Below are 23,858 nucleotides of genomic sequence, written 5' to 3'. Positions count from 1 at the left end.
ACTATAAAAATGGAGCCTTTTTTTTATGTGTCCATTTTTGGACACAATAGCCCTCAACTACAGTCATATCCATGGCTAACTAAATATAAATGTTGTATAATACCAGTTGCTATTAAATATTAATATAGGAGATTCTATGGGAAAAGAATTATTTAATCCCCATTTAAACAAGTTTTCAATTCGAAAATTAAATGTTGGAGTTTGCTCGGTATTATTATCTACCGTTTTCCTTTTAGGTACTGCGGCTACAGTCAATGCAGATGAAACTGCCAACGGATCTGTAGATGATAATATCTCACTGCCAGAAAAACCGACGGAGTCTGCTGTCAGTCAGCCAGTAAGTCAGCCTGTTCTTGAGAATACAGCAACATCTGCTGTTTCAGAAACAGCTAACTTAGAAGCAAGTGTTGATCAAAATCAGCTGGTAAGTCCAGCTGCTGCCCCAGAGCAAGCGACACCTGAAAAGGCGCAAGAAGCTAATCAGACAGCTGAGATCTCTAATGAAGCAAGACCTGCTGAAGCTAGTCGGACGCGCTCTTATTCAGTTCAATATACGCCAAAACCAAGTTCTGCAGCTATGCCTAGGTCGGAGCGTAATGGTCAGCCAATGGAGACAGGAACATCATTTCGTACTACAAGTCCTGCTGGGCAAGCTAGCTCTGCTATACAAGATGCAACACCCAATCCTACAGTTTCTAAACCAACACTGGAAGAATCTGTAAGAAAACGCTCTGATGAGTTGATGAAGCAGGTGAACTGGCTAGATTTTGGTGATACTAAATCACTGAGAAATCTAGATAAAGATGGCTCATTTAAAGTTGGAACAGTATATGAAAAGGAAATTTCGCCGGGCTATGTGGTCAAACTGACCGTGACGGAATTGAAACCTTTCTATGCGACAGAGATCTATCGTGATCGAGTAAAGGGAACTGAGTACGAAAGCAGTTATGATCCCAATGCAAAAAATACTTGGCTTCAATATAACAATAGTAATAATTATGCTTATCAGTATTGGTATGGTGATGATTACCGTCCTAAAATTACTGGTGCTGCTCAAAACCAATGGTCTGCTATTAAGTCAGAAGGGATTGATACCAAAGGGCGTAAGACCCAACTGCAGGTTCCTAAAGATGAAGCCAACTATGGTGTGAAGTTCAAAGTTGAAGCTAGATATCGTGGGAAGCCAGTTAAAGCAACTGTTGTCATGGCTGATGGAGAAGAGGCAAACCCTGGTGAGTACGCTATCTTTACAACCAATGGTAAGGGTTGGGAACATTTGGCTGAGTGGAAGCGTACAGTTACAGACGCAAATGGTGTGACTACTGAGATTACAGAAACCTATAAGCCGATGAAGCCTACTACAGAAGGACAATTTATTGGAAATGACGGTACTGGGGTTCATTGGCAAGCCTATGTCAGTCCTGACCAAAAGACAGGCGGATTGGGAAGTCAAGTATTTGGACCGAACGTTTCTAGAAACAATACAATTCCGCTTGTGATGACTCGTGGTGCATCAGAGGTTGGTATTTACATAGCTTCTTCTGGTCAGCAGGCTGCGATGATTGGTTTTATGGCAATCGATGAAGGTGATGCACCGGATTCCTATGGAAAAGCTATCCATGCTATTTCAAGATACAATGCAGAAACTGGCGGTCAAAATCCACAGCCATTCTTGGGCCGTGTTGCGGCTGATATTGATACCACATCTGGAAACAACTGGAAGCATGACGATCAGAATGATTTAGCCGATGAAGGTATTAATCAGCTCTTGTCTGATGATTTAGTCGGGAAAACTAATGGTCTTTTTCCAGTAAACCGTCTGCACGACGGAGATTATTCTCTCCGCATCCATGCTTCAGCTAACGGATACGAAAAAGCCTATGTCCGTGCCTGGATTGACTTCAATAATAATGGTGTCTTTGATGAAGATGAAGCCAGTGAATTTACCGAAGTAACAACTGCGGGAGATTATACTGTCAACTTTAAGAAGAATCCAGCCATGACCAATCCTGAACTTAGCAAGCTGGGAATGCGGGTTCGTATTGCCTTGAACAAGGGAGATATTGAAAAACCTACCGGAACTGCATTTAGTGGTGAGGTGGAAGACCTAGAAGTTGAACTGACCTATCCACCAAAAGGCGAGAAGAAGGAAAGTACTGGAATCCGTGATCAGAGACAGACAGCCACTCTTCATTTCACTCCGCAGGGGATTGCTCAAAATACTGAAAATAAGAGAGTAGCGATTGATACTACTAAAGCTCCGATTGTATTGGATGCGAGAGGAAATGCCCTGACAGCTGATGCAGAAGGCTGGTACAATACTGCTGAAGGCCGTTATAAAGTAACTGCAAACGGTGCTGATGTAGATGTGGTATATGAGCCTAAGGCAGGCTTTATCGGCACAGCTCAGGGGATTAACATCCGTCGTTTTGATACTAACGGCGCAAGTACAGATTGGATTGCCAAGAATCAGGCTGAAGCAGTCATCAATGACCAACTCAATACCATGGATGGACGTTATGTACCAACCGTGCTGAATGTTCCTAAGTATGAAACAACGGATGCTCAAGGACTGACGCAAGAAAAGACGCCTGTCTTTAATGATGGTGATGCTGGCAAAACTCCGGCAAGTCCAAGTACAGAAAATCCTGTAAAATTTGTGAAAGCGGATGGAGCGACTACAGATGATACTAGAGTTCCAGCTTTATCAAATGGTCGGGAAGTCGGTCGTTTTGAAGTCGAATCTGCAACAGGTAAGATTACTTTCAAACCAAACAAAAACTTTGTTGGTACTGTAGACCCTGTGTCTGTTCAAATGATTGATGGTAAAGGTATTCCGCATCAAGCTGTTTATCAGCCAAAGGTGACTCCTGTTAGACCGACTGCTCAAGGTGCCAGCAGCGAGGGCATTCAAGGTGCAGTTCAGACAGGGCAATTGACCTTCAATGCAGGCAATAATCGTGTGCCTATTGATAGCAAGAAGTTGCCAACCTTTGATAATGACAGCCAAACTAAAACAGTTGATGGTGTCGGCACTTATCAGGTGGATAATCAAGGCTTAGTTACCTTCACTCCACTGCCGACTTATACTGGACGGCCAGCGGCAGAGACTGTCAAGCGACTAGATGTCAATGGAACAGAAGTAACAGCTACCTATCAGGCTGATGTGAAAGCAGCAGCACCAAGTGCAACGAATGCTGAAACCAGTGGTATACAAGGCCAAGTTCAGCGAGGAAAAGTCAGCTTCACAGAAGGTTCTGCGCAAGTCAATGGTCAAAAACAAACGGTGGCCTTTCCAGCTGGCTCAACTCCGCTCTTTGACAATGGTTCGACTGTTAAAGAAGTGGCTACTGTTGGTAAGTTTGAAGTGGATGTGAATGGAAATGTAACCTTTACTCCAGAGAAACAATTTAAAGGCCTTACGCCGGACATCAGGATTACTCGTACAGATACGAATGGCAGCACAGCTATAGCTATCTACAAGGCAACAGTCACTGCTGTTACTCCAACTGGAACAAACATCACTAGCACTGGTAAACAAGGCCGTCCACAGACAGGTAAGCCAAACTTTGTAAGTGGCAACCCAGATGTACCAATGGATAATGATACTCCAGCGACTTTCGATGATGGAAGTAAGCGCAAAGTCGTTCCAAATGTCGGAATCTTTGAAGTGGCACCAGATGGATCTGTCACTTTCACACCAGACAAGCAATATGTTGGGACACCAGATCCAGTTCTTGTTAAGCGAGTGGACAAAAATGGCACTCCTGTGACAGCTAAGTACACGCCTACTGTTGAGAAAGTAACCCCAAGAGCAACAGGTGCTCAGACAAAAGGCCCACAAGGTCAAGTTCAGAAAGGAAAAGTTACTTTTGAACCAGGAAGTTCGCAAGTTGGTTTTCCAGAGAACAGCACTCCAGTCTTTGACACCGGCACGAATGTGAAAGAAATTGCCAAAGTCGGTAAGTTCGAAGTGGATGGAGAGGGTAATGTCACCTTTACTCCAGTCAAAACGTTTGTCGGTAAGACACCAGAAGTTGAACTCAGCCGCGCAGATGTCAATGGCACAGTAGTCAAGGCCAAATATCGGGCGACTGTGACCGCTGTGACTCCGACGGGAACTGGAGATCAGACAGAAGGTCCGCAAGGCCAAGTTCAAAAGGGCCGTGTAACTTTTAAAGCTGGCGATCCAAAAGTAGGATTCCCAGCCAACAGCACCCCAGTCTTTGACACGGGTTCGAATGTCAAAGAAATTGCTAAAGTCGGTAAGTTTGAAGTAGATGGAGAGGGCAATGTCACCTTCACGCCAGACAAACAGTTCAAGGGTGAAACACCAGAAATTAGCATTTCTCGCAAAGATGCAAATGGTATTGCCGCAAAAGTCACTTATGTTGCGACGGTCACATCAGTAACTCCAATAGGGACAAATGTGACTAGCACAGGTCCTCAAGGTCTTCCGCAAACAGGTACCCCAACTTTCCAAGGTGGTGATCCGCTAGTTCCGATTGATGAAGCAGTCACGCCAACCTTTGAAGATGGAAGCAAGGAAAAGACTATTTCAGGTCAGGGAACTTACACCATTGCACCAGACGGCGCAGTGACCTTCATGCCAGAGAAGCAGTTTGTAGGAAAGCCAGATTCAATTACTGTAAAACGTGTTGATAAGAACGGCACACCGGTTACTGCAACTTACAGTCCAGAGTTTACCAAGGTAACTCCAACTGGTACTAATGTGACTAGCACCGGTCCTCAGGGTATCCCGCAAACTGGTACCCCAACTTTCCAAGGTGGTGATTCGCAAGTTCCGATTGATGAAGCAGTCACGCCAACCTTCGCAGATGGCAGCAAGGAAAAGACTATTCCAGGTCAAGGAACTTACACCATTACTTCAGATGGCGCAGTGACCTTCATGCCAGAGAAGCAGTTTGTAGGAAAGCCAGATTCAATTACTGTAAAACGTGTCGATAAGAACGGAACGTCAGTAACTGCGACTTATAGTCCAGAGTTCATGAAAGTCACTCCGACTGGTACTGGTGATAAGACTGAAGGATTGCAGGGTCAGGTTCAAGAAGGTCATGTTACCTTCACACCTGGTCATGCCTCTGTACCATTCCCGGCTGAAACAACTCCGCTCTTTGACAATGGTTTGACTGTTAAAGAGGTTCCAACCGTTGGTAAATTTGAAGTGGATGCCAATGGCAAGGTTACTTTCACGCCAGACAAGCAGTTTAAGGGAACCACTCCTGAGCTGACATTGGTTCGAGCTGATGTGAATGGCACTCCTGTCACCGTCAAATACCAAGCTGTAGTGAAAGAAGTGGTTCCAACGGGAACAAATATCACCAGCACTGGTGAGCAAGGCCGTCCACAAACAGGCAAGCCAAACTTCGTGAGCGGCACTCCGGGAGTTCCACTGGATAATGATACTCCGGCTACTTTCGATGACGGAAGCAAGCGCAAGGTTGTTCCAAATGTCGGTATCTTTGAAGTGGCACCAGACGGTTCTGTCACCTTTACCCCAGATAAGCAATTTGTTGGCACACCAGATCCGGTTATTGTTAAGCGAGTGGACAAAAATGGCACTCCTGTGACAGCCAAGTATACGCCAACTGTTGAGAAAGTGACTCCAAGAGCGACAGGTGCTCAGACGGAGGGGCTTCAAGGCCAAGTTCAAAAAGGCAAGGTTACTTTTGAAGCAGGAAGTCCGCAAGTCGGCTTCCCAATCGACAGCACACCGGTATTTGATACTGGTACGAACGTCAAAGAAATTGCCAAAGTCGGTAAGTTCGAGGTTGATGCGGATGGTAATGTTACCTTCACACCAGTCAAATCGTTTGTCGGTAAGACACCAGAAGTTGAACTCAGCCGTACAGATATCAACGGTACAGCAGCAAAAGCCAATTACCAAGCGATTGTGACCGCTGTGACTCCGACAGGTACTGGTGACAAGACAGAGGGCTTGCAAGGTCAGGTTCAAAAAGGTCATGTCACCTTCACACCAGGTCATGAATTAGTTCCATTCCCAGCAGGCTCGACTCCGCTATTTGGTAACGGAAAAAATATTAAAGAAGTACCAAATATCGGTAAGTTCGAAGTAGATGCTGATGGCACTGTAACTTTCACTCCAGACAAGCAGTTCAAGGGTGAAACACCAGAATTAGGAATTATTCGTGTGGATGCCAACGGAACTCCAGTAACAGTCAAGTACCAAGCGATAGTGAAAGAAGTAACTCCGATAGGTACTACCGTTACGAGCACCGGTCCACAAGGTATCCCACAAACAGGAACTCCAATCTTCAAAGCTGCGGACCCACTAGTTCCGATTGATGAAACAGTTGAACCAACTTTCGCAGATGGAAGTAAGGAGAAGAAGATTCCAGGCCAAGGAACTTACACCATTACTCCAGATGGCGTAGTGACCTTCACTCCAGACAAGCAATTTGTAGGTAAACCAGACCCAGTCACAGTAAAACGAGTGGATAAGAACGGCACACCAGTGACAGCGACCTACAGTCCAGAGTTTACCAAGGTAACTCCAACTGGTACTGGTGATAAGACAGAAGGTCTTCAAGGTCAAGTCCAAGAAGGTAAAGTAAGCTTCACCCCAGGCCATGACTCTGTTCCATTCCCAGCTGGTTCAACTCCGCTGTTTGATAACAATTCAACAGTGAAAGAAGTTCCAAATGTCGGCAAGTTCGAAGTGAATGCGGATGGAAAGGTGACTTTCACACCAGACAAACAATTCAAAGGTGAAACACCGGAACTCGAATTAACTCGTGTGGATGCCAACGGTACTCCTATCACCGTCAAATATCAAGCAGTAGTGAAAGAAGTGATTCCAACTGGCACCAATGCGACTAGCACTGGTCCTCAAGGTGTTCCACAAACCGGTACTCCAACGTTTGCGGGTGGTGATCCACTAGTTCCAATTGATGAATCAGTAGAGCCAACTTTCGAAGATGGCAGCAAGGAGAAAAAGATTCCAGGTCAAGGAACTTACACCATTGCACCAGATGGCGTAGTGACTTTCACACCTGAAAAACAATATGTTGGTAAACCAGATCCAGTCACTGTGAAACGTGTAGATAAGAACGGCACGGAAGTGACTGCGACTTACAGTCCAGAATTTACGAAAGTAACTCCAACTGGAACTGGTGATAAGACAGAAGGCTTGCAAGGCCAGGTTCAAAAAGGTAAGATTACTTTTGAAGCGGGAAGTCCGCAAGTAGGTTTCCCTGAGAATAACACGCCAGTCTTTGATACTGGCACGAATGTCAAAGAAATTGCCAAAGTCGGTAAGTTGGAGGTTGATATGGAGGGTAATGTTACCTTTACTCCAGTCAAAACCTTTGTAGGCAAAACTCCAGAAATCGAACTCAGCCGTGCCGATGTCAATGGTACAGTAGCTAAGACTAACTACCAAGCGACTGTGACTGCTGTAACTCCAACAGGCACCGGTACTAAGACTGAAGGCTTGCAAGGTCAAATTCAAGAAGGACAAGTCACCTTCACTCCAGGCCATGATTCAGTTCCATTCCCGGCAGGTTCAACTCCATTATTCGATAATGGTACCGCAGTTAAAGAAGTGCCAAATGTTGGTAAGTTCGAAGTGGATGCGGACGGCAAGGTGACTTTCACTCCAGACAAACAATTCAAGGGTGAAACACCGGAACTCGAATTGACTCGCATTGATGCCAATGGAACATCAGTAACCGTCAAGTACCAAGCGGTAGTGAAAGAAGTGACTCCAACAGGCACCAACGCAACCAGCACTGGTCCTCAAGGTATTGCGCAAACGGGCACTCCGACTTTTGCTGGCGGTGATCCACTAGTTCCAATCGATGAAACCGTTGAACCAAGCTTCGAAGATGGAAGCAAAGAGAAGACCATTCCAGGCCAGGGAACCTACACCATCACTCCAGATGGCTCAGTGACCTTTACTCCAGACAAGCAGTTTGTAGGCAAACCTGATCCAATCACTGTTAAACGTGTGGATAAGAATGGTACTCCAGTAACTGCGACTTACAGTCCAGAGTTTACTAAGGTGACTCCAACAGGTACCGGCACTAAAACAGAAGGCTTGCAAGGCCAAGTTCAAGAAGGCAAAGTTACCTTCACTCCAGGCCATGATTCTGTTCCATTCCCAGCAGGTTCGACTCCGTTATTTGACAATGGTTCCACAGTTAAAGAAGTACCAAATATTGGAAAGTTTGAAGTGGACGCAGACGGCAAGGTTACTTTCACTCCAGACAAACAATTCAAGGGTGAAACGCCAGAACTTGAATTGACTCGCACTGATGTCAATGGTACCTCTGTTACAGTTAAGTACCAAGCGGTAGTCAAAGAGGTAACTCCAACAGGCACCACCGCAACGAGCACTGGCCCACAAGGTCTTCCGCAAACCGGCACTCCAACTTTCAAAGGTGCAGACCCACTAGTTCCGATCGATGAGACAGTTGAGCCAACCTTTGCAGATGGAAGCAAGAAGAAGACCATTCCAGGTCAAGGAACGTATACCATCACTCCGGATGGAGCAGTGACCTTCACCCCAGACAAACAATTTGTAGGCACACCGGACCCAATCACTGTGAAACGAGTAGATAAAAATGGTACACCAGTGACTGCGACCTACAGTCCAGAGTTCACCAAGGTAACTCCGACAGGTACTGGTACCAAGACAGAAGGTCTGCAAGGTCAGGTTCAAAAAGGTCAAGTGACTTTTACGCCAGGACATAAATTAGTTCCATTCCCAGCTGGTTCGACTCCACTCTTTGGTAACGGAAAGAATATTAAAGAAGTGCCAAATGTTGGTAAGTTCGAAGTGGATGCGGATAACAAGGTGACCTTCACCCCGATAAAACAATTCAAGGGTGAAACGTCAGAACTGGGATTGATTCGTTTAGACGCTAACGGAACTCCTGTTATTGTCAAATATCAAGCAATAGTGAAAGCAGTAGTCCCAACTGGTAAAAATGCTTCCTCTACGAATATCAAAGGCCATGTTCAAACTGGCACACCTGTCTTCGAAGCAGGTGACCCATTGGTGCCAATTGATGAAACGATTGCGCCAACCTTCGAAGACGGAAGCAAGGAAAAGACTATTCCGGGTGAGGGAATCTATACCATCACACCAGACGGTACAATCACTTTCACTCCGGAAGCTGATTTCCTTGGTCAGGGAAGCGGTGTGACTCTTATTCGTCGTGATAAGAACGGTACCTCAGTGACGGCTCGCTATGTTCCGACCGTGGTTGCACCATCAACCAGTCAGGACAGTGTGTCCAGCGGCCGCAAGGGCCAAGCTCAAACGGGCACGCCAACCTTTGAAGGGGCGATTGACCAGGCAGTAGCACCTACCTTTGCGGATGGCAGCACCGAAATGGTTGTCCCAGGAGAAGGAACTTATCGTTTCAATATGCTGGGGGCAGTGACTTTCGTACCGGAGGCAGACTTTGTCGGAACTGCTCGCGGAGTTGTCGTGAAACGTTCAGATATTTATGGCAATGCCGTGACGGCTACCTATACCCCAACTGTTTTGGGAAGTACTGCCACAGAAGATACCGGCAGCACGGGTCTCAAAGGCCAGCCGCAGACTGGTAAACCAATCTTTGAAGGCGACGTAGATCCAACTGTTCCGCCAACTTTCGAGGATGGCAGTACTGAAAAGGTTGTTCTGGGTCAAGGTACTTACACGATTGCACCAGATGGCACCGTGACCTTTGTACCGGAAACTGGCTTTGTCGGTCAAGCTGACGGCGTGACAGTGATTCGTAAAGACCGTAATGGTCAGACGATTTCAGCAGTCTACGTTCCGACTGTAACAGAAGCTCCTGTTCAGCCAGAGCGGACGATTACGCCTGCACCGCCATCACTTTCTAAGAGCGAGGGTGCAAAATCCCTTCCTAAGACAGGTACAGAAGAAACCTCCTACTTGGCAGCAAGCTTACTTGCGGGAGTATCAGGTTTAGGACTGCTTGGCTTAGCGAAGAGAAAGAAAAAGTCTGAAGACTAAGAGGTAGGAACTTAGGTTTTAACTCCTAAATTAAAAGAGGGAAGATTCATTAGTGAATCTTTTTTCTTTATATCCAAGGGAATAAATCTTAAAAAACTTCATAATAGCATTTTTAAAATACCAAACATTAAAGTAGAATCTGAAATGTTCCCAGATTTGTTTAATTTATAAGGATTTTTCTATGTTTTATTTTTTCTTTTGTTTTAAAAAATAGACTACAAAGTATTTTATGTCCATTTTTAAAAAATTTTATATAATTATAGTTATATATATAGCTAATTAAAACGGAATGTTGTATAATAAAACTATTGTAACTAGATGATAATTTAGGAGATTATTATGGGAAAAGATTTATTTAATCCTCACCTGCGTAAGTTTTCGATTCGAAAACTAAACGTCGGTGTTTGTTCTGTGCTCTTGTCAACCCTGCTTCTTTTGGGAGCAGCGGCACAAGTTAGTGCTGACGAAGCTAGTGATTCTGGTGTCCAAAACGAAGTTTCGCAAACAGGAATAGCCGAATCATCAGTGAATTCTGCTGAAACTGTTGCTTCTGAACATATACAAGCAAAAGAAAGTTCAGCACTTGCTTCTGCTACTGAGATTCCTCAATCAGATGATAATCCTAGTCCAAGAAGCTCAGAGCCTGAGAAGGTTGAAGGATCTACTGAATCTACAGCAACTAAATCAGTTGAGAATACTCAACCAATCACTGTTCACCCAGAAATATCTAACGCGGCTGTCGTGGCTGAAAAGTCAGAAGCAACCTCAGATCTAGCTCAGCCTAATCGCTCTCGTCGCGTGAGACGAGATGCGGCAACTACTGGACAACAGAACAGCGTAACAACAGGAGTTCCGATAGGTACTGGACCAGCTGGGGCTGATGATGCTACTTCCACGCCACGAGTACCTAAACCAAACTTGGAGGAATCTGTCAAGAAAGATAGTACCCAATTAGCCAAACAGATTAGTTGGCTTGATTTTTCAGATAGTTCAAGTTGGAAAAACTTGAATCAAAGCGGTGGCCTTCAGGTAGGGACTACTTTCACCAAGGAAATTTCACCTGGCTATGTAGTGACCTTAACGGTCAAAGAGCTCAAGCCTTTTAACTCGACTGAAATCTATAGAAAACGGGTCGCAGGTACTGCAACAGAGGGGACCTATAACCCCAACGCTGAGAATGGCTTCTTAAAATCTGCGCCAGATTATGGTAAAACACCTCCATCAGTTACAGGGGCAGCCCAGAACCAATGGACGACCATACGTGCCCAAGGCTTCAATACTCAGAATCGAAAGACCCAATTGGTTTATCCAAAAAACTCTACCAACTGGGGGGTAAAATTCGATATTGAGGCTACCTATCTTGGTAAGCGGGTGGCCCCTACGGTGGTTATGGCCGATGGTGAAGATGCCAATCCAGGTGAATTCGCAATCTTTACCACTAACGGTACGGGTTGGGAATACATGGGTGAATGGAAGTTGAAGAGCCCGGCCAAAGAAGCCTATACGGTTATCACCAAAAAAATGTTGGATGATGAGGACGTTAAGTTAAGGGGTCTTTTAATCTTAAAAGATAAGAGCGTAGACTGGTATAAATATCTCAGTCCAGATACTGTGACAGGAGGTCTGGGTACTCAGGTCTTCGGACCAAATCGTTCTAACGAACGGACGGTTCCTGTCGTGATAACGCGTGGGGCCTCTGAAGTAGGATTCTATGTAGCTTCATCTGGGCAACAAGCCATGATGATGGGCTTCCTCGTGGTAGATGGGAGTGATGGGCCTGAGAGTTATGGCGAAGCCTTCCATACCATTTCGGGACGTGACTCGGTGACCAACGCTCCTATTAATCAACCTTATTTAGGGACAACGCCAGCTGATATAGATGTTGAGTCATCCAATGACTGGGTTCTGGACGATAAAAAGGAGCATAAGGACGAGGGAGCCAGCCAATTACTAGCAGACGATCAATTAAGTACTTCTAATGATTTGCTAGATTTAGATAAAGCCAAAAACGGAACTTACACAATTAAAATCAAAGCTAATCCAAATGGTAATGCTAAATCCTATGTCAAGGCCTGGATAGACTTCAATAATGATGGAGTCTTCAATGAAAGCGAAGGTAGCAACCTACAAGAGATTACAGCTGCTGGTGACTATACCTTGACCTTCAATGCCAACCCAAATATTAGTGGCGGTCAAGTGGACAAATTGGGTATGCGTTTCCGAATTGCGACTAATAAAGGCGATATTGAGAAGCCAACAGGTATTGCCTTTAGTGGTGAAGTAGAAGATATGCTCTTGCATCGCATTTATCCTCCTAAGGGGGAGAAGCAGACTACGGATGGCTTTACAGGCGAGACTCAAACTGCTGTCCTTCACTTCACACCTAAAGGAACGGATCGCTCAGACGACAGTGTTAATGCGGTTATGAGTAGCCAAGCGCCTCAAGTCTTAGACAATCAGGGCAATGTTTTGCAGTCAGCGGATGGCACGAGTTATATTCGTCCAGAAGGGACCTATGTGGTGACCAACAATGGCAATGATGTGCAAGTATCCTTCACGCCAAATGCGGACTTTTCTGGAACTGCTGATGGAATTAATATTCGTTGGACTGACAGCAATGGCACCTCGACTGGTTGGACTTCGACGGATGCTTCTGACCCTAATAAAAATGATCAGTTGAATAACATGGACGGCCGTTATGTGCCAACAGTCCGTAAGATTCCAAACTACGAATCAAGTGGTCTTCAGGGACTGGAACAAAATAAAACGTTAGTCTTTAATGATGATGATGCGAATACGACCCCTGTCATGCCAGAAGTTACTCGTCCGGCTAGCTTCGTGGATGCGAATGGACGACTGGTAACAGAAAATACGGTGCCTGCCATGGCCAATGGCCAGCAAGTGGGAACCTATGAATTGGATCCAAATACCGGCCAAGTGACCTTCAAGCCTATCAAGACTTTTTATGGCACGCCAGACCCAGTGGTAGTTCAAGTCAGTGATACCGACGGTAAAGCACACCGAGCACGTTATCAACCTAAGGTAACCCAAGTAACGCCAAGAAGTACCAATGCTGAATCAACTGGTCTTCAAGGTCAGTTACAAAGTGGTAAGCCAACTTTCAGTCCAGGTGACCAACAAATCCCAATTGACATGAGCAAAGCCATGACTTTTGAAAATGGGACGGACACCTTGGAAGTAGCCAATGAAGGAACTTATACTATCAATTCAGATGATACCATTACCTTCAAGCCGCTTAAGCAATTCACTGGTAAGGCGACACCAGTTACGGTTAAACGCGTCGATGCCAACGGAACAGAAGTGACTGCTACCTATGCACCGAACGTGACCAAGGTCACACCAACTAGTAAGCCAGCCACTTCGACAGGTCCTCAAGGTCTTCCACAAACAGGGACGCCAGTCTTCGAGGAAGGTGATTCAGCGGTCCCAATCGATATGACCAAGCCCATGACCTTTGACGACGGTCAGCCTAAGAAGACAGTTGCTGGCATAGGGGAATACACCATTAATTCAGATGGTTCTATTACCTTTACTCCAGATAAGAAATATGTGGGAACCCCAGCACCCGTTACTGTCAAACGAGTTGACGAAAATGGCACAGAAGTAAGAGCAACCTATACGCCAACCGTGACGGAGGTTACACCAAGCAGTACCAATGCCGTTTCAAGTGGCCTGCAAGGACAACCACAAAGTGGTAAGCCGACATTCACACCAGGTGACAAAGCTGTGCCTATTGATATGGCTCAACCAATGACCTTTGAAGATAATCAAACAACTAAGAAGATAGACAAGGTCGGGACTTATGTCATTGAGTCAGATGGTACGATTACTTTCACTCCAGAAAAGCAATATGTGGGCACGCCAGCTCCAGTGACGGTCAAACGCGTAGACACAAATGGTACCGAAGTGACGGCCACTTACACACCAACCGTGACGCGTGTCACACCAACCAGCACCAATGCTGAATCAACCGGTCTCCAAGGTCAACTGCAAAGCGGCAAGCCGATTTTCACCCCAGGTGACCAAGATGTGCCGATTGATATGGCCCAACCAATGACCTTTGAAAATGGGACTGACACGTTGGTAGTAGCTGATCAAGGAATTTATACTATTAATTCAGATGCTTCCATTACTTTTAAGCCAGAGAAGAAATTTACTGGCAAGGCGACTCCAGTCAAGGTTAAACGAGTTGACACAAATGGCACAGAGGTGACGGCCACTTACACTCCTACTGTTGAAGAAGTTATTCCAAACGCAACTGGCGATCAGAATGAAGGTCCACAAGGATTGGTTCAGAATGGTAAGATTACTTTTGAAGCTGGAAGACCAGAAGTAGGCTTTTCAGCAGACAGTACCCCAGTTTTTGACACTGGTACCAATGTGAAAGAAATTGAAAATGTTGGTAAGTTTGAAGTGGATATTGATGGTAATATTACCTTTACACCGGTTAAGACATTTGTAGGTAAAACACCTGAAATTGAAGTCAGTCGTGCAGATGTCAATGGTACTCTTGCTAAGGCAAAATATCAAGCAACAGTGACAGCTGTAAAGCCAATTGGTGTTGGAAATAAGACAGAAGGCCTGCAAGGTCAAGTTCAAGAAGGTAAAGTGACCTTCACACCAGGGCACGACTCTGTTCCATTCCCTGTTGGTTCGACTCCATTGTTTGATAACCATTCAACGGTGAAAGAAGTACAGAATGTCGGTAAGTTTGAAGTGGACTCTGATGGTAAGGTTACCTTTACCCCACTCAAGCAGTTTAAGGGGGAAACACCAGAACTTGAATTGACTCGCACCGATGCCAATGGCACACCTGTTACAGTCAAATACCAAGCAGTAGTGAAAGAAGTGGTTCCAAGAGGAACCGACGCGACTAGCACAGGCCCTCAGGGTGTTCCGCAAACAGGTAGCCCAAGCTTCCAAGGTGGTGATCCGCTAGTTCCGATTGATATGGATTCTCCAATGACTTTTGACGATGGTCAACCTAAGAAGACGGTTCAAGGAGTAGGAGAATATACCATCAACTCAGACGGTACTATCACCTTTACCCCAGACAAACGGTATGTGGGTACCCCAGCTCCAGTGACTGTTAAACGTGTAGATAAGAATGGCACGGAAGTTACTGCCACCTATACGCCAACGGTAACACGGGTAACGCCAACTAGTACCAATGCTGAATCAACCGGCCTCCAAGGTCAGCCGCAAAGTGGCAAGCCAACTTTCAGCCCAGGAGACCAAGCGGTTCCAATCGATATGACCAAACCAATGACCTTTGGAAATGGGACTGACACTTTGGTAGTGGCTAATCAAGGAACTTATACCATTAATTCAGATGGATTCGTTACCTTCCAACCAGTTAAGCAATTTACTGGCAAGGCGACACCTGTTATGCTTAAACGAGTCGATGCTAACGGTACAGAAATAACTGCTTCTTATACCCCAGAAGTTACCAAGGTAACTCCAATCAGCACCAATGCTGAATCAACTGGCATTCAAGGTCAGCCGCAAAATGGGACACCTACTTTCACTCCTGGCGACTCTGCTGTTCCGATTGATATGGATTCTCCAATGACCTTCGAAGACGGTCAGTCTAAGAATAGCATTCCAGGAGTAGGGGTATACACTATTAACTCAGATGGTTCTATCACCTTTACTCCAGATAAACGGTATGTGGGTACCCCAAATCCAGTTACCGTTAAGCGAGTGGATAAGAATGGTACAGAAGTAACCGCTACTTATACTCCGACAGTGACGAAAGTGACTCCAACTGGTAATAGTGCAACGAGCACAGGTCCTCAAGGTGTTCCACAAACCGGTACTCCAACGTTTGCGGGTGGTGATCCACTAGTTCCAATTGATGAATCAGTAGAGCCAACTTTCGAAGATGGAAGTAAAGAGAAGAACATTCCAGGCCAAGGAACTTACACGATTGCTCCAGATGGGTCAGTGACCTTCACCCCAAACAAGCAATTTGTAGGTAAACCAGATCCAATTACTGTGAAACGTGTTGATAAGAACGGCACACCAGTAACGGCTACCTACAGCCCAGAGTTTACTAAGGTAACGCCAACCAGCACTAACGTAACAAGTACAGGACCTCAAGGTGTTCCACAAACGGGCACTCCGACTTTTGCGGGTGGCGACCCACTAGTTCCGATTGATGAAACCGTAGAGCCAAACTTCGAAGATGGAAGCAAGAAGAAGACCATTCCAGGTCAAGGAACCTATACCATTGCTCCAGATGGCTCAGTGACCTTTACTCCAGACAAGCAGTTTGTAGGCAAACCTGATCCAATCACTGTTAAACGTGTTGATAAGAATGGCACTCCAGTAACTGCGACATACAGTCCAGAGTTCGCCAAGGTAACTCCAACTGGCACCACAGCGACTAGCACCGGTCCTCAGGGTGTTCCGCAAACCGGCACACCGACCTTTGCAGGTGGTGATTCATTGGTTCCGATTGACGAAACAGTTGAACCGACCTTTGAAGATGGAAGCAAGAAGAAGACCATTCCAGGTCAAGGAACGTATACCATCACTCCGGATGGAGCAGTGACCTTCACTCCAGACAAGCAATTTGTAGGTAAACCAGACCCAGTCACAGTAAAACGAGTGGATAAGAACGGCACACCAGTGACAGCGACCTACAGTCCAGAGTTTACCAAGGTAACTCCAACTGGTACTGGTGATAAGACAGAAGGTCTTCAAGGTCAAGTCCAAGAAGGTAAAGTAAGCTTCACCCCAGGCCATGACGCTGTTCCATTCCCAGCTGGTTCAACTCCGCTGTTTGATAACAATTCAACAGTGAAAGAAGTTCCAAATGTCGGTAAATTCGAAGTGGATGCAGATGGTAAGGTGACCTTTACTCCAGACAAACAATTCAAGGGTGAAACACCAGAGCTTGAATTGACACGCACTGATGCCAATGGCACCCCTATTACAGTTAAGTACCAAGCAGTAGTGAAAGAAGTGATTCCAACTGGCACCAATGTGACTAGCACAGGTCCTCAAGGTGTCCCTCAAACTGGCACCCCAACCTTCACAGGTGGCGATACACTAGTTCCAATTGATGAATCAGTAGAGCCAACTTTCGAAGATGGAAGCAAGGAGAAAAAGATTCCAGGTCAAGGAACCTACACGATTGCTCCAGATGGCGCGGTGACTTTCACGCCAGAGAAGCAGTTTGTAGGCAAGCCAGATTCAGTGACTGTAAAACGTGTCGATAAAAATGGCACTCCAGTAACAGCTACCTACAGTCCAGAGTTTGCCAAGGTTACTCCAACTGGTAAAGATGCGACCTCTACGAATATCAAAGGTCATGTTCAAACCGGCAAACCTGTATTTGAGTCAGGTAATCCATTGGTTCCAATTGATGAGACGATTGCACCAACCTTCGAAGACGGAAGCAAGGAAAAGACTATTCCGGGTGAGGGGACTTATACCATCACGTCAGATGGGACAGTCACCTTCACTCCAGAAGCTGATTTCCTTGGTCAGGGAAGCGGTGTGACCCTTGTCCGTCGTGATAAGAATGGCACCTCAGTGACAGCTCGCTATATTCCGACCGTAGTTGAACCATCAACCAGTCAGGACAGTGTGTCCAGTGGTCGCAAGGGCCAAGCTCAAACGGGCGCGCCAACTTTTGAAGGGGCGATTGACCAGGCAGTGGCACCGACCTTTGCGGACGGCAGCACCGAAATGGTTGTCCCAGGTGAAGGAACTTATCGTTTCAATATGCTGGGGGCAGTGACCTTTGTGCCGGAAGCAGACTTTGTCGGAACTGCTCGCGGAGTTGTCGTGAAACGTTCAGATATTTATGGCAATGCCGTGACGGCAACCTATACCCCAACTGTTTTGGGAAGCACGGCCACAGAAGATACCGGCAGCACCGGTCTCAAAGGCCAGCCACAGACTGGTAAACCAATCTTTGAAGGAGATGTGGATCCAACCGTTCCTCCAACTTTCGAGGATGGCAGTACTGAAAAGGTTGTTCCAGGCCAAGGTACCTACACGATTGCGCCAGATGGCACTGTGACCTTTGTACCGGAAGCTGGCTTTGTCGGCCAAGCTGATGGTGTGACAGTGATTCGCAAAGACCGCAATGGTCAGACGATTTCAGCGGTTTACATTCCTACTGTGACAGAAAATCCTGTTCAGCCAGAGCGGACGATTACGCCTGCACCACCGTCTCTTTCCAAGAGTGAGGGTGCAAAATCCCTTCCTAAGACCGGTACAGAAGAAACCTCATACTTGGCTGCAAGCTTACTTGCGGGAGTATCAGGTTTAGGACTGATTGGATTAGAGAAGAGAAAGAAAAAGTCTGAAGACTAACATAGGCTTGAAGAAATTACGTTAATGAACTAGAAGAATTTCGGGAGAGCGCAAAAACAGGTAGAACATAAGTTCTACCTGTTTTTTATAAAAAATTATTAGAGCTGATGGAGATAGTAAAAAGCTTAAGCTGGCTAATGAGTGTCATTCTCTTAAGTCTGTTTCATAGTTAAAGAGGATAATTTTACATCTTCATACCTTTAATCTTCTCTTCATCTGGTGTGACACGTAGGGTTTTCTGGCCTGTATAGGTGACAAATCCTGGCTTACCACCGGTTGGTTTGTTGAGCTTTCTAGTCTCAATCATATCTACTTGGACCAGATTAGAGAGTCTGGCTTTAGAGAAGTAGGCTGCTAGCTCGGCAGCGTCAGTCTTGACTTCATCGCTGGGCTGAAGATTGCCTGTGATGACCACATGACTGCCTGGAATATCCTTGGCGTGAAACCAAAGCTCGTCCTTCTTGGCCATCTTAAACGTCAGCTCGTCATTTTGTAGATTATTGCGTCCAACTAGGATAATGGTTTGGCCATCTGTTGCCAAATATTTCTCCGGTTTCTGTCTTTTCTGGATTTTCTCTCTTTGGCGTCGGCGAATAAAGCCAGTCTGGATTAGTTCCTCCCGAATTTCCGCGATTTCAGTCAGGCTGGCCTGAGCAAGGGCTGTTTCTACACTCTCTAGGTAGAGAATCGTAGTCCGTGTCTCCTCAATCAAGCTGGTCAGGTGTTTGACGGCTTCCTTGAGCTTCTGGTAACGTTTGAAATAGCGCTGGGCATTTTGGTTGGGAGTCAGGGCCTTATCAAGCGAGATAATAATCTTCTCACCTGTATAGTAATTATCCAACTCAACCTGGTCCTGATCGTTAGGTACCTGATGGAGAAAGGTAGTTAAGAGCTCCCCTTTTTGACGGAATTCTTCTGCATTCTCCGTTGCTAGGAGCTCTTCCTCTTGCTTGCCCAACTTTTTCCGGTTCTTTTCCAACTCATTTTCTACCCGACGAATCAGTTCGCTGGCCTGCTGGTTGACCCGATCGCGCTCCGCCTTGTCCTTGTAGAAAGTGTCTAAAAGCTCGGATAAGGTGGAGATTTGGGTCTTGCTGTCAGAAAATAGCAGAGCAGAGAAGGATTTTTCGGTCAGGCTTGGCTGAGTCGGACTGGCAAAGAAGGCTCGGAAAGTTTTGAGCTTATCAGCTGTCAGACGGCCACTAAGCTCAGTAGCCGTATCCCGACCCAATCCCTGAAAAATTTGCTGCAGACGTTTGGGCTCTAAGTCTTCAGTATGCAGTATTTCAAAGAGCTTTTCATCGCCCACAGTGAAAGGATTGAGACTACCTGTTTGAGGCGGCGCGACATAGGTTGAGCCCGGCAGGATAGTTCGGTAGCTATTCTGAGAAAATCCGACATGTTTGATGGCTTCAATAATCTTACCGCTAGCCTTGTCCAAGAGAATGATATTGCTGTGCTTGCCCATGATTTCGATGACCAGAGTCACAGCCACGCTATCGCCGATTTCGTTCTTATTGGAGACACTGATTTCCAAAATCCGGTCATTCTCTACCTGCTGGATAGCTTCAATAACGGCGCCCTGCAGGTATTTGCGCATGACCATGATAAAGGTATTGGGAACAGCTGGATTTTCAAAAGTGGTATCTGTCAGCTGGACGCGCCCAAAGACCGGGTGGGCTGATAGGAGCAGCTTGTGGCTTTGGCGGTTGCTGCGAATCTGTAAAACTAGCTCCTGTTCAAAGGGCTGATTAATTTTCTGAATGCGGCCGCCCAGCAATTCGCGGCGCAGCTCCTCTGTCATGTGGTGTAAAAAAAATCCGTCGAAAGACATGCTTTTCTCCTTGAAACTTGCTACAGAAAATTATAACAAAAAACCAAGCTAAAAGCTTCTAAAGTCTCGTCAAAAAGCAATTTAATTTTTTCCTATAACTGCCTCTATAAATCAAATCCGAATATTTTATAAAAATTTTCAAAAAGGTCTTGACATCTTTTCAGGAAAAACTTAAAATATAGGAAATTAGAAAAGTAGTAGATGAATTTGTTTTTAGCGAGCTTGTGGTTGGTGGAAATGAGCAGCAAATCTTTACGAAATTGGGCTAATGGATAAAATGAATTTGAAACAATAAGAATTCGGTAGGCACACCTTACAGTGCAGCTTGTTTGATGACAAGACAGAGATATGGGGAATGTTAGCTATTTTCCATAATTGAGGTGGCACCGCGATTTACGCCCTCACACAGAGTACCTGTGTGAGGTTTTTTGTTGCTTATTATAAAAAACAAGGAGAATTACCTATGTTTAAACGATGGCGTCCCTAGGGATTAAACAGAAAAAATATAGAACATAGAAATGGAGAAAGAACATGAAAAACAAACGATTAATGACTATCTTAGGCCTTTTGGCCGTTTTGGCAATCGGTGTGATTGTCTATTCCAGCTTGAACAGCAAAGGTAACACCACAAAGACTAGCAGCGACAGTCAGACGGTCAAGGTCGGCGTGCTGCAGTATGTCAGTCACCCATCGCTGGATTTGATCTACAAGGGGATTCAGGATGGTTTGGATGAGGAAGGCTATAAGGGAGACAAGATTAAGATTGACTTTATGAATGCTGAGGGCGATCAGAGTAAGGTCTCTACTATGAGTAAGCAGCTGGTTTCCAATGACAACGATGTGCTGATTGGGATTGCGACTCCATCTGCTCAAGGACTAGCTGCAGCTACTAAGGACAAGCCTATTGTCATGGGAGCTATCACAGATCCAGTTGGAGCAAATCTAGTGAAAAATCTGGACAAGCCAGGTGGCAATATCACTGGTGTCTCTGACCGCAATCCAGCTAAGCAACAGCTAGAGCTGATTAAAAAATTAACTCCAGATGTAAAAACTATCGGTGCGCTCTACTCTAGCAGCGAAGACAACTCCAAAGCTCAGGTAGAAGAATTCAAAAAATTAGCTGAAGAGGCAGGCTACAAGGTAGAGGAATATTCTGTTCCTTCGACCAATGAAATTGCATCAACCATGAATGTCATGACTGGCAAGGTTGATGCTATCTGGATTCCAATTGACAATACCATTGCGTCAGCTTTTGCGACAGTTGTGTCCAGCAATAAAGAAGCTAAGAAACCGATTTATCCAAGTGCGACGGCCATGGTAGAAGAGGGCGGTCTTGCCTCTGTTGTTGTAGACCAGTATGACCTAGGTGTTGCGACTGGTAAAATGGCAGCGAAAATCCTTAAAGGTGCTAAACCTGCTGACACTGCAGTAGATATTTTCGATACAGGTAAATCTGTTATCAATACCAAAAATGCCAAAGAACTTGGCATTACTGTACCAGAAGATGTCCTCAAAGAAGCTGGTCAGGTTATCAAATAAAAAGAAGGAAGTCTGTTGTTTGACAGGCTTCTTTTTCTCGATCGTCTCTTCTTGTAAAACCTTTCTCGCAGTTGTATAATAGAATTGGCTCAAGTGAATGGGAAGAGCGAATGAAGTTCAGTTTGCTCCAGTGGATTTTACGAAGAGATAGAAGCGGAAAGGGAGTTAGTCAAGAAAGAATGAAAGAAGATATTCAAAAAAACCGCTATATGGGATCGGTCAAGGTTGGCCCCAAGGGGCAGATTGTCATTCCAAAAGAAGTGAGAGATATGTTTGAAATTCAACCTGGGGATGCTCTGGTCCTCTTTGCAGATGCCCAGCAAGGCATTGCCATCCAGCGTTACGAGCTCTATGAAGATCTATTTAATCAGACCTTCAATGGAGACAAAAGTTCAAAAAGTGATTTATAAAATCGGAATCTGCTCAAGCAGATTTTTTCTTTTGCTTTTATTTGCTACTACTAATGAATAGGTGTATAATAAGTATAAGAAGTTATACAAATTATACCAAACTCTTTTGAGATTGAGTTAAAATAGCTTAGTTTTTAGCTAAATGAGTAAGTTGTGACTAGCTTTAGATGTCAAAGTCATATCTTTACATAACATTTCGTTTTTTAGTTCCTCATATCTGATGAAAGGAGATGTCCTTATGTATGCAGTTGAGATGCAGGATTTGACCAAGCAATACGGCTCAAAAACGGTTGTTGATGGTTTGAATCTAAAAATTGAAGAGGGTGAATTCTTTGCCATGCTGGGCTCTAATGGTGCGGGGAAGACAACAACGATTAAGATGCTGTCCTGTCTAGTTGAACCGACAGCAGGAGATGCCATGATGCTAGATCATAGCGTTCGCAAGGAGGAAGATGCTGTCAAGGAAATAATTAATGTTTCACCTCAGGAAACAGCTGTTGCTCCCAAGCTGACAGTCAAGGAAAATCTGGAGATGATTGCTCGTCTATATGGATTTTCTAAGGAAGAAGCGGCGCAAAAGACAGAGCATCTGATGGAGGCATTTGACCTGACGGATAGGCAGCATGATCGGGCCAAGTCCTTGTCAGGTGGCTGGCAGCGCAAGCTCAGTATTGCAATGGCTCTAATCAGTCAGCCCAAGATTCTGTTTCTGGACGAGCCGACCTTGGGGCTGGATGTACGGGCTAGAAGGGAGTTATGGAAGAATATTGAGCAACTAAAGGGAAAAGTTACAGTAATTCTAACCACCCATTATCTAGAAGAAGCAGAGGCTTTGGCCGACCGACTCTGCATTATGGATAAGGGAGTGGTGCAGATCTTGGGGACAGCGGAGGAAATTATCCAAGCTTCCGGCAAGAAGGATTTTGAAGAGGCCTTTTTGTCCTATACGGAAGGAGGGGAATTAGCATGAGAGCCTTCATTTTTGCAAATCGCAATTTCAAAGAAATCATGCGTGATTATGTCAGCAGTCTGATGGGAATTGGTTTTCCTGTCTTTCTGATTATCGCCCTGTCCCTTATGAAACAGAGCCTCAAAGGGATGCCAGCTATCTTTTCCATTGAAAATTTTGCTCCTAGTATGATGGTGTTTGGTGCTTCTTGGCTGACTATTTTTGTCGGCAGTTTAATGGCCACGGATCGCAACAGTTCTTTTCTCATGCGTCTCCTATCAACTCCGCTTCGGAGCGTGGATTACATTTTGGGTTATTCGATTCCGGTGCTGCCTCTGGCGCTCTTGCAAGGCATAGCCAGTTTTGCGACTGCCATGATTTTTGGCTTATCCTTAAATCTGGGAACTTTTTACGCCCTCTTGGTTTTGATCCCAGTAGCTCTGCTCTTTATTTCCTTGGGACTGCTGCTAGGCTCAGCCTTCTCTAGCAGTAATGCAGTCAGTGGTTTTGGAACTATTCTTGTCAATGCCACGGTTTTTCTAAGTGGAGCAGTGCTTCCGATTGAGATGATAGGAGGTGGTTTTGAAGCATTTTGTAATGCCTTGCCATTTGCCCATGCAGCAAAGGCTGTTCAGTTGGCATTGGCTCAAGATTTGAATTCACTTTTGCCTCATCTTTTTTGGGTTCTGCTCTATGCTTTCCTATTCTTTATCCCTTCTGTCTGGATTTTCAAAAAGAGGATGAAAGGGTAGAGGTTTAGTT

General features: G+C 45.3%; 7 protein-coding genes and 1 other annotated feature. Of the genes, 6 read left to right on the top strand and 1 reads right to left on the bottom strand.

Features of this window, described 5'->3' with window-relative positions; translation table 11 throughout:
- Positions 1 to 136 precede the first annotated feature (136 nt).
- On the top strand, positions 137 to 10,012 hold the full coding sequence (locus J1C81_RS07315) for a CshA/CshB family fibrillar adhesin-related protein (protein WP_002915472.1): 9,876 nt from the start codon (positions 137 to 139) through the stop codon (positions 10,010 to 10,012).
- Between the two features lie 339 nt (positions 10,013 to 10,351).
- A complete protein-coding gene (locus J1C81_RS07310) occupies positions 10,352 to 18,364 on the top strand; it encodes a GEVED domain-containing protein (RefSeq protein ID WP_002915471.1) in 8,013 nt (2,670 codons plus the stop codon).
- Positions 18,365 to 18,548: 184 nt separating this feature from the next.
- Here the strand turns inward: J1C81_RS07310 and fbpA are convergent, their stop codons facing one another.
- The gene (gene fbpA / locus J1C81_RS07305) at positions 18,549 to 20,198 is read right to left on the bottom strand and encodes an Rqc2 family fibronectin-binding protein FbpA (protein ID WP_002915469.1); all 1,650 of its coding nucleotides are present in this window, start codon (positions 20,196 to 20,198) and stop codon (positions 18,549 to 18,551) included.
- Between the two features lie 172 nt (positions 20,199 to 20,370).
- Positions 20,371 to 20,604, top strand: a binding site (T-box leader).
- A gap of 125 nt (positions 20,605 to 20,729) precedes the next feature.
- Between fbpA and trpX the strand changes: the two genes are divergently transcribed.
- The 4 genes from trpX to J1C81_RS07285 all read left to right on the top strand — a co-directional run bounded on the left by trpX (position 20,730) and on the right by J1C81_RS07285 (position 23,848).
- The gene (gene trpX / locus J1C81_RS07300) at positions 20,730 to 21,737 is read left to right on the top strand and encodes a tryptophan ABC transporter substrate-binding protein (protein ID WP_002915468.1); all 1,008 of its coding nucleotides are present in this window, start codon (positions 20,730 to 20,732) and stop codon (positions 21,735 to 21,737) included.
- Positions 21,738 to 21,847: 110 nt separating this feature from the next.
- Positions 21,848 to 22,147 (top strand): AbrB/MazE/SpoVT family DNA-binding domain-containing protein, encoded by a 300-nt coding sequence (locus J1C81_RS07295; RefSeq protein ID WP_002915466.1) that lies wholly within the window; start codon positions 21,848 to 21,850, stop codon positions 22,145 to 22,147.
- Positions 22,148 to 22,367: 220 nt separating this feature from the next.
- A complete protein-coding gene (locus J1C81_RS07290; RefSeq protein ID WP_002915465.1) occupies positions 22,368 to 23,117 on the top strand; it encodes an ABC transporter ATP-binding protein in 750 nt (249 codons plus the stop codon).
- The gene (locus tag J1C81_RS07285; RefSeq protein ID WP_002915463.1) at positions 23,114 to 23,848 is read left to right on the top strand and encodes an ABC transporter permease; all 735 of its coding nucleotides are present in this window, start codon (positions 23,114 to 23,116) and stop codon (positions 23,846 to 23,848) included. The genes J1C81_RS07290 and J1C81_RS07285 overlap by 4 nt, the downstream gene beginning before the upstream one ends.
- The last annotated feature ends 10 nt before the right edge of the window (positions 23,849 to 23,858 follow it).

The sequence above is a fragment of the Streptococcus sanguinis genome (assembly GCF_050225395.1).
Classification (GTDB): Bacteria; Bacillota; Bacilli; order Lactobacillales; family Streptococcaceae; genus Streptococcus.
This window is presented reverse-complemented; position numbering and strand designations above follow the sequence as displayed.

Excerpts from the sequence above, each read along its gene's own strand:
- J1C81_RS07315 (WP_002915472.1), top strand. The coding sequence starts at position 137 with ATGGGAAAAGAATTATTTAATCCCCATTTAAACAAGTTTTCAATTCGA.
- J1C81_RS07310 (WP_002915471.1), top strand. The coding sequence starts at position 10,352 with ATGGGAAAAGATTTATTTAATCCTCACCTGCGTAAGTTTTCGATTCGA.
- fbpA (WP_002915469.1), bottom strand. The coding sequence starts at position 20,198 with ATGTCTTTCGACGGATTTTTTTTACACCACATGACAGAGGAGCTGCGC.
- trpX (WP_002915468.1), top strand. The coding sequence starts at position 20,730 with ATGAAAAACAAACGATTAATGACTATCTTAGGCCTTTTGGCCGTTTTG.
- J1C81_RS07295 (WP_002915466.1), top strand. The coding sequence starts at position 21,848 with ATGAAGTTCAGTTTGCTCCAGTGGATTTTACGAAGAGATAGAAGCGGA.
- J1C81_RS07290 (WP_002915465.1), top strand. The coding sequence starts at position 22,368 with ATGAAAGGAGATGTCCTTATGTATGCAGTTGAGATGCAGGATTTGACC.
- J1C81_RS07285 (WP_002915463.1), top strand. The coding sequence starts at position 23,114 with ATGAGAGCCTTCATTTTTGCAAATCGCAATTTCAAAGAAATCATGCGT.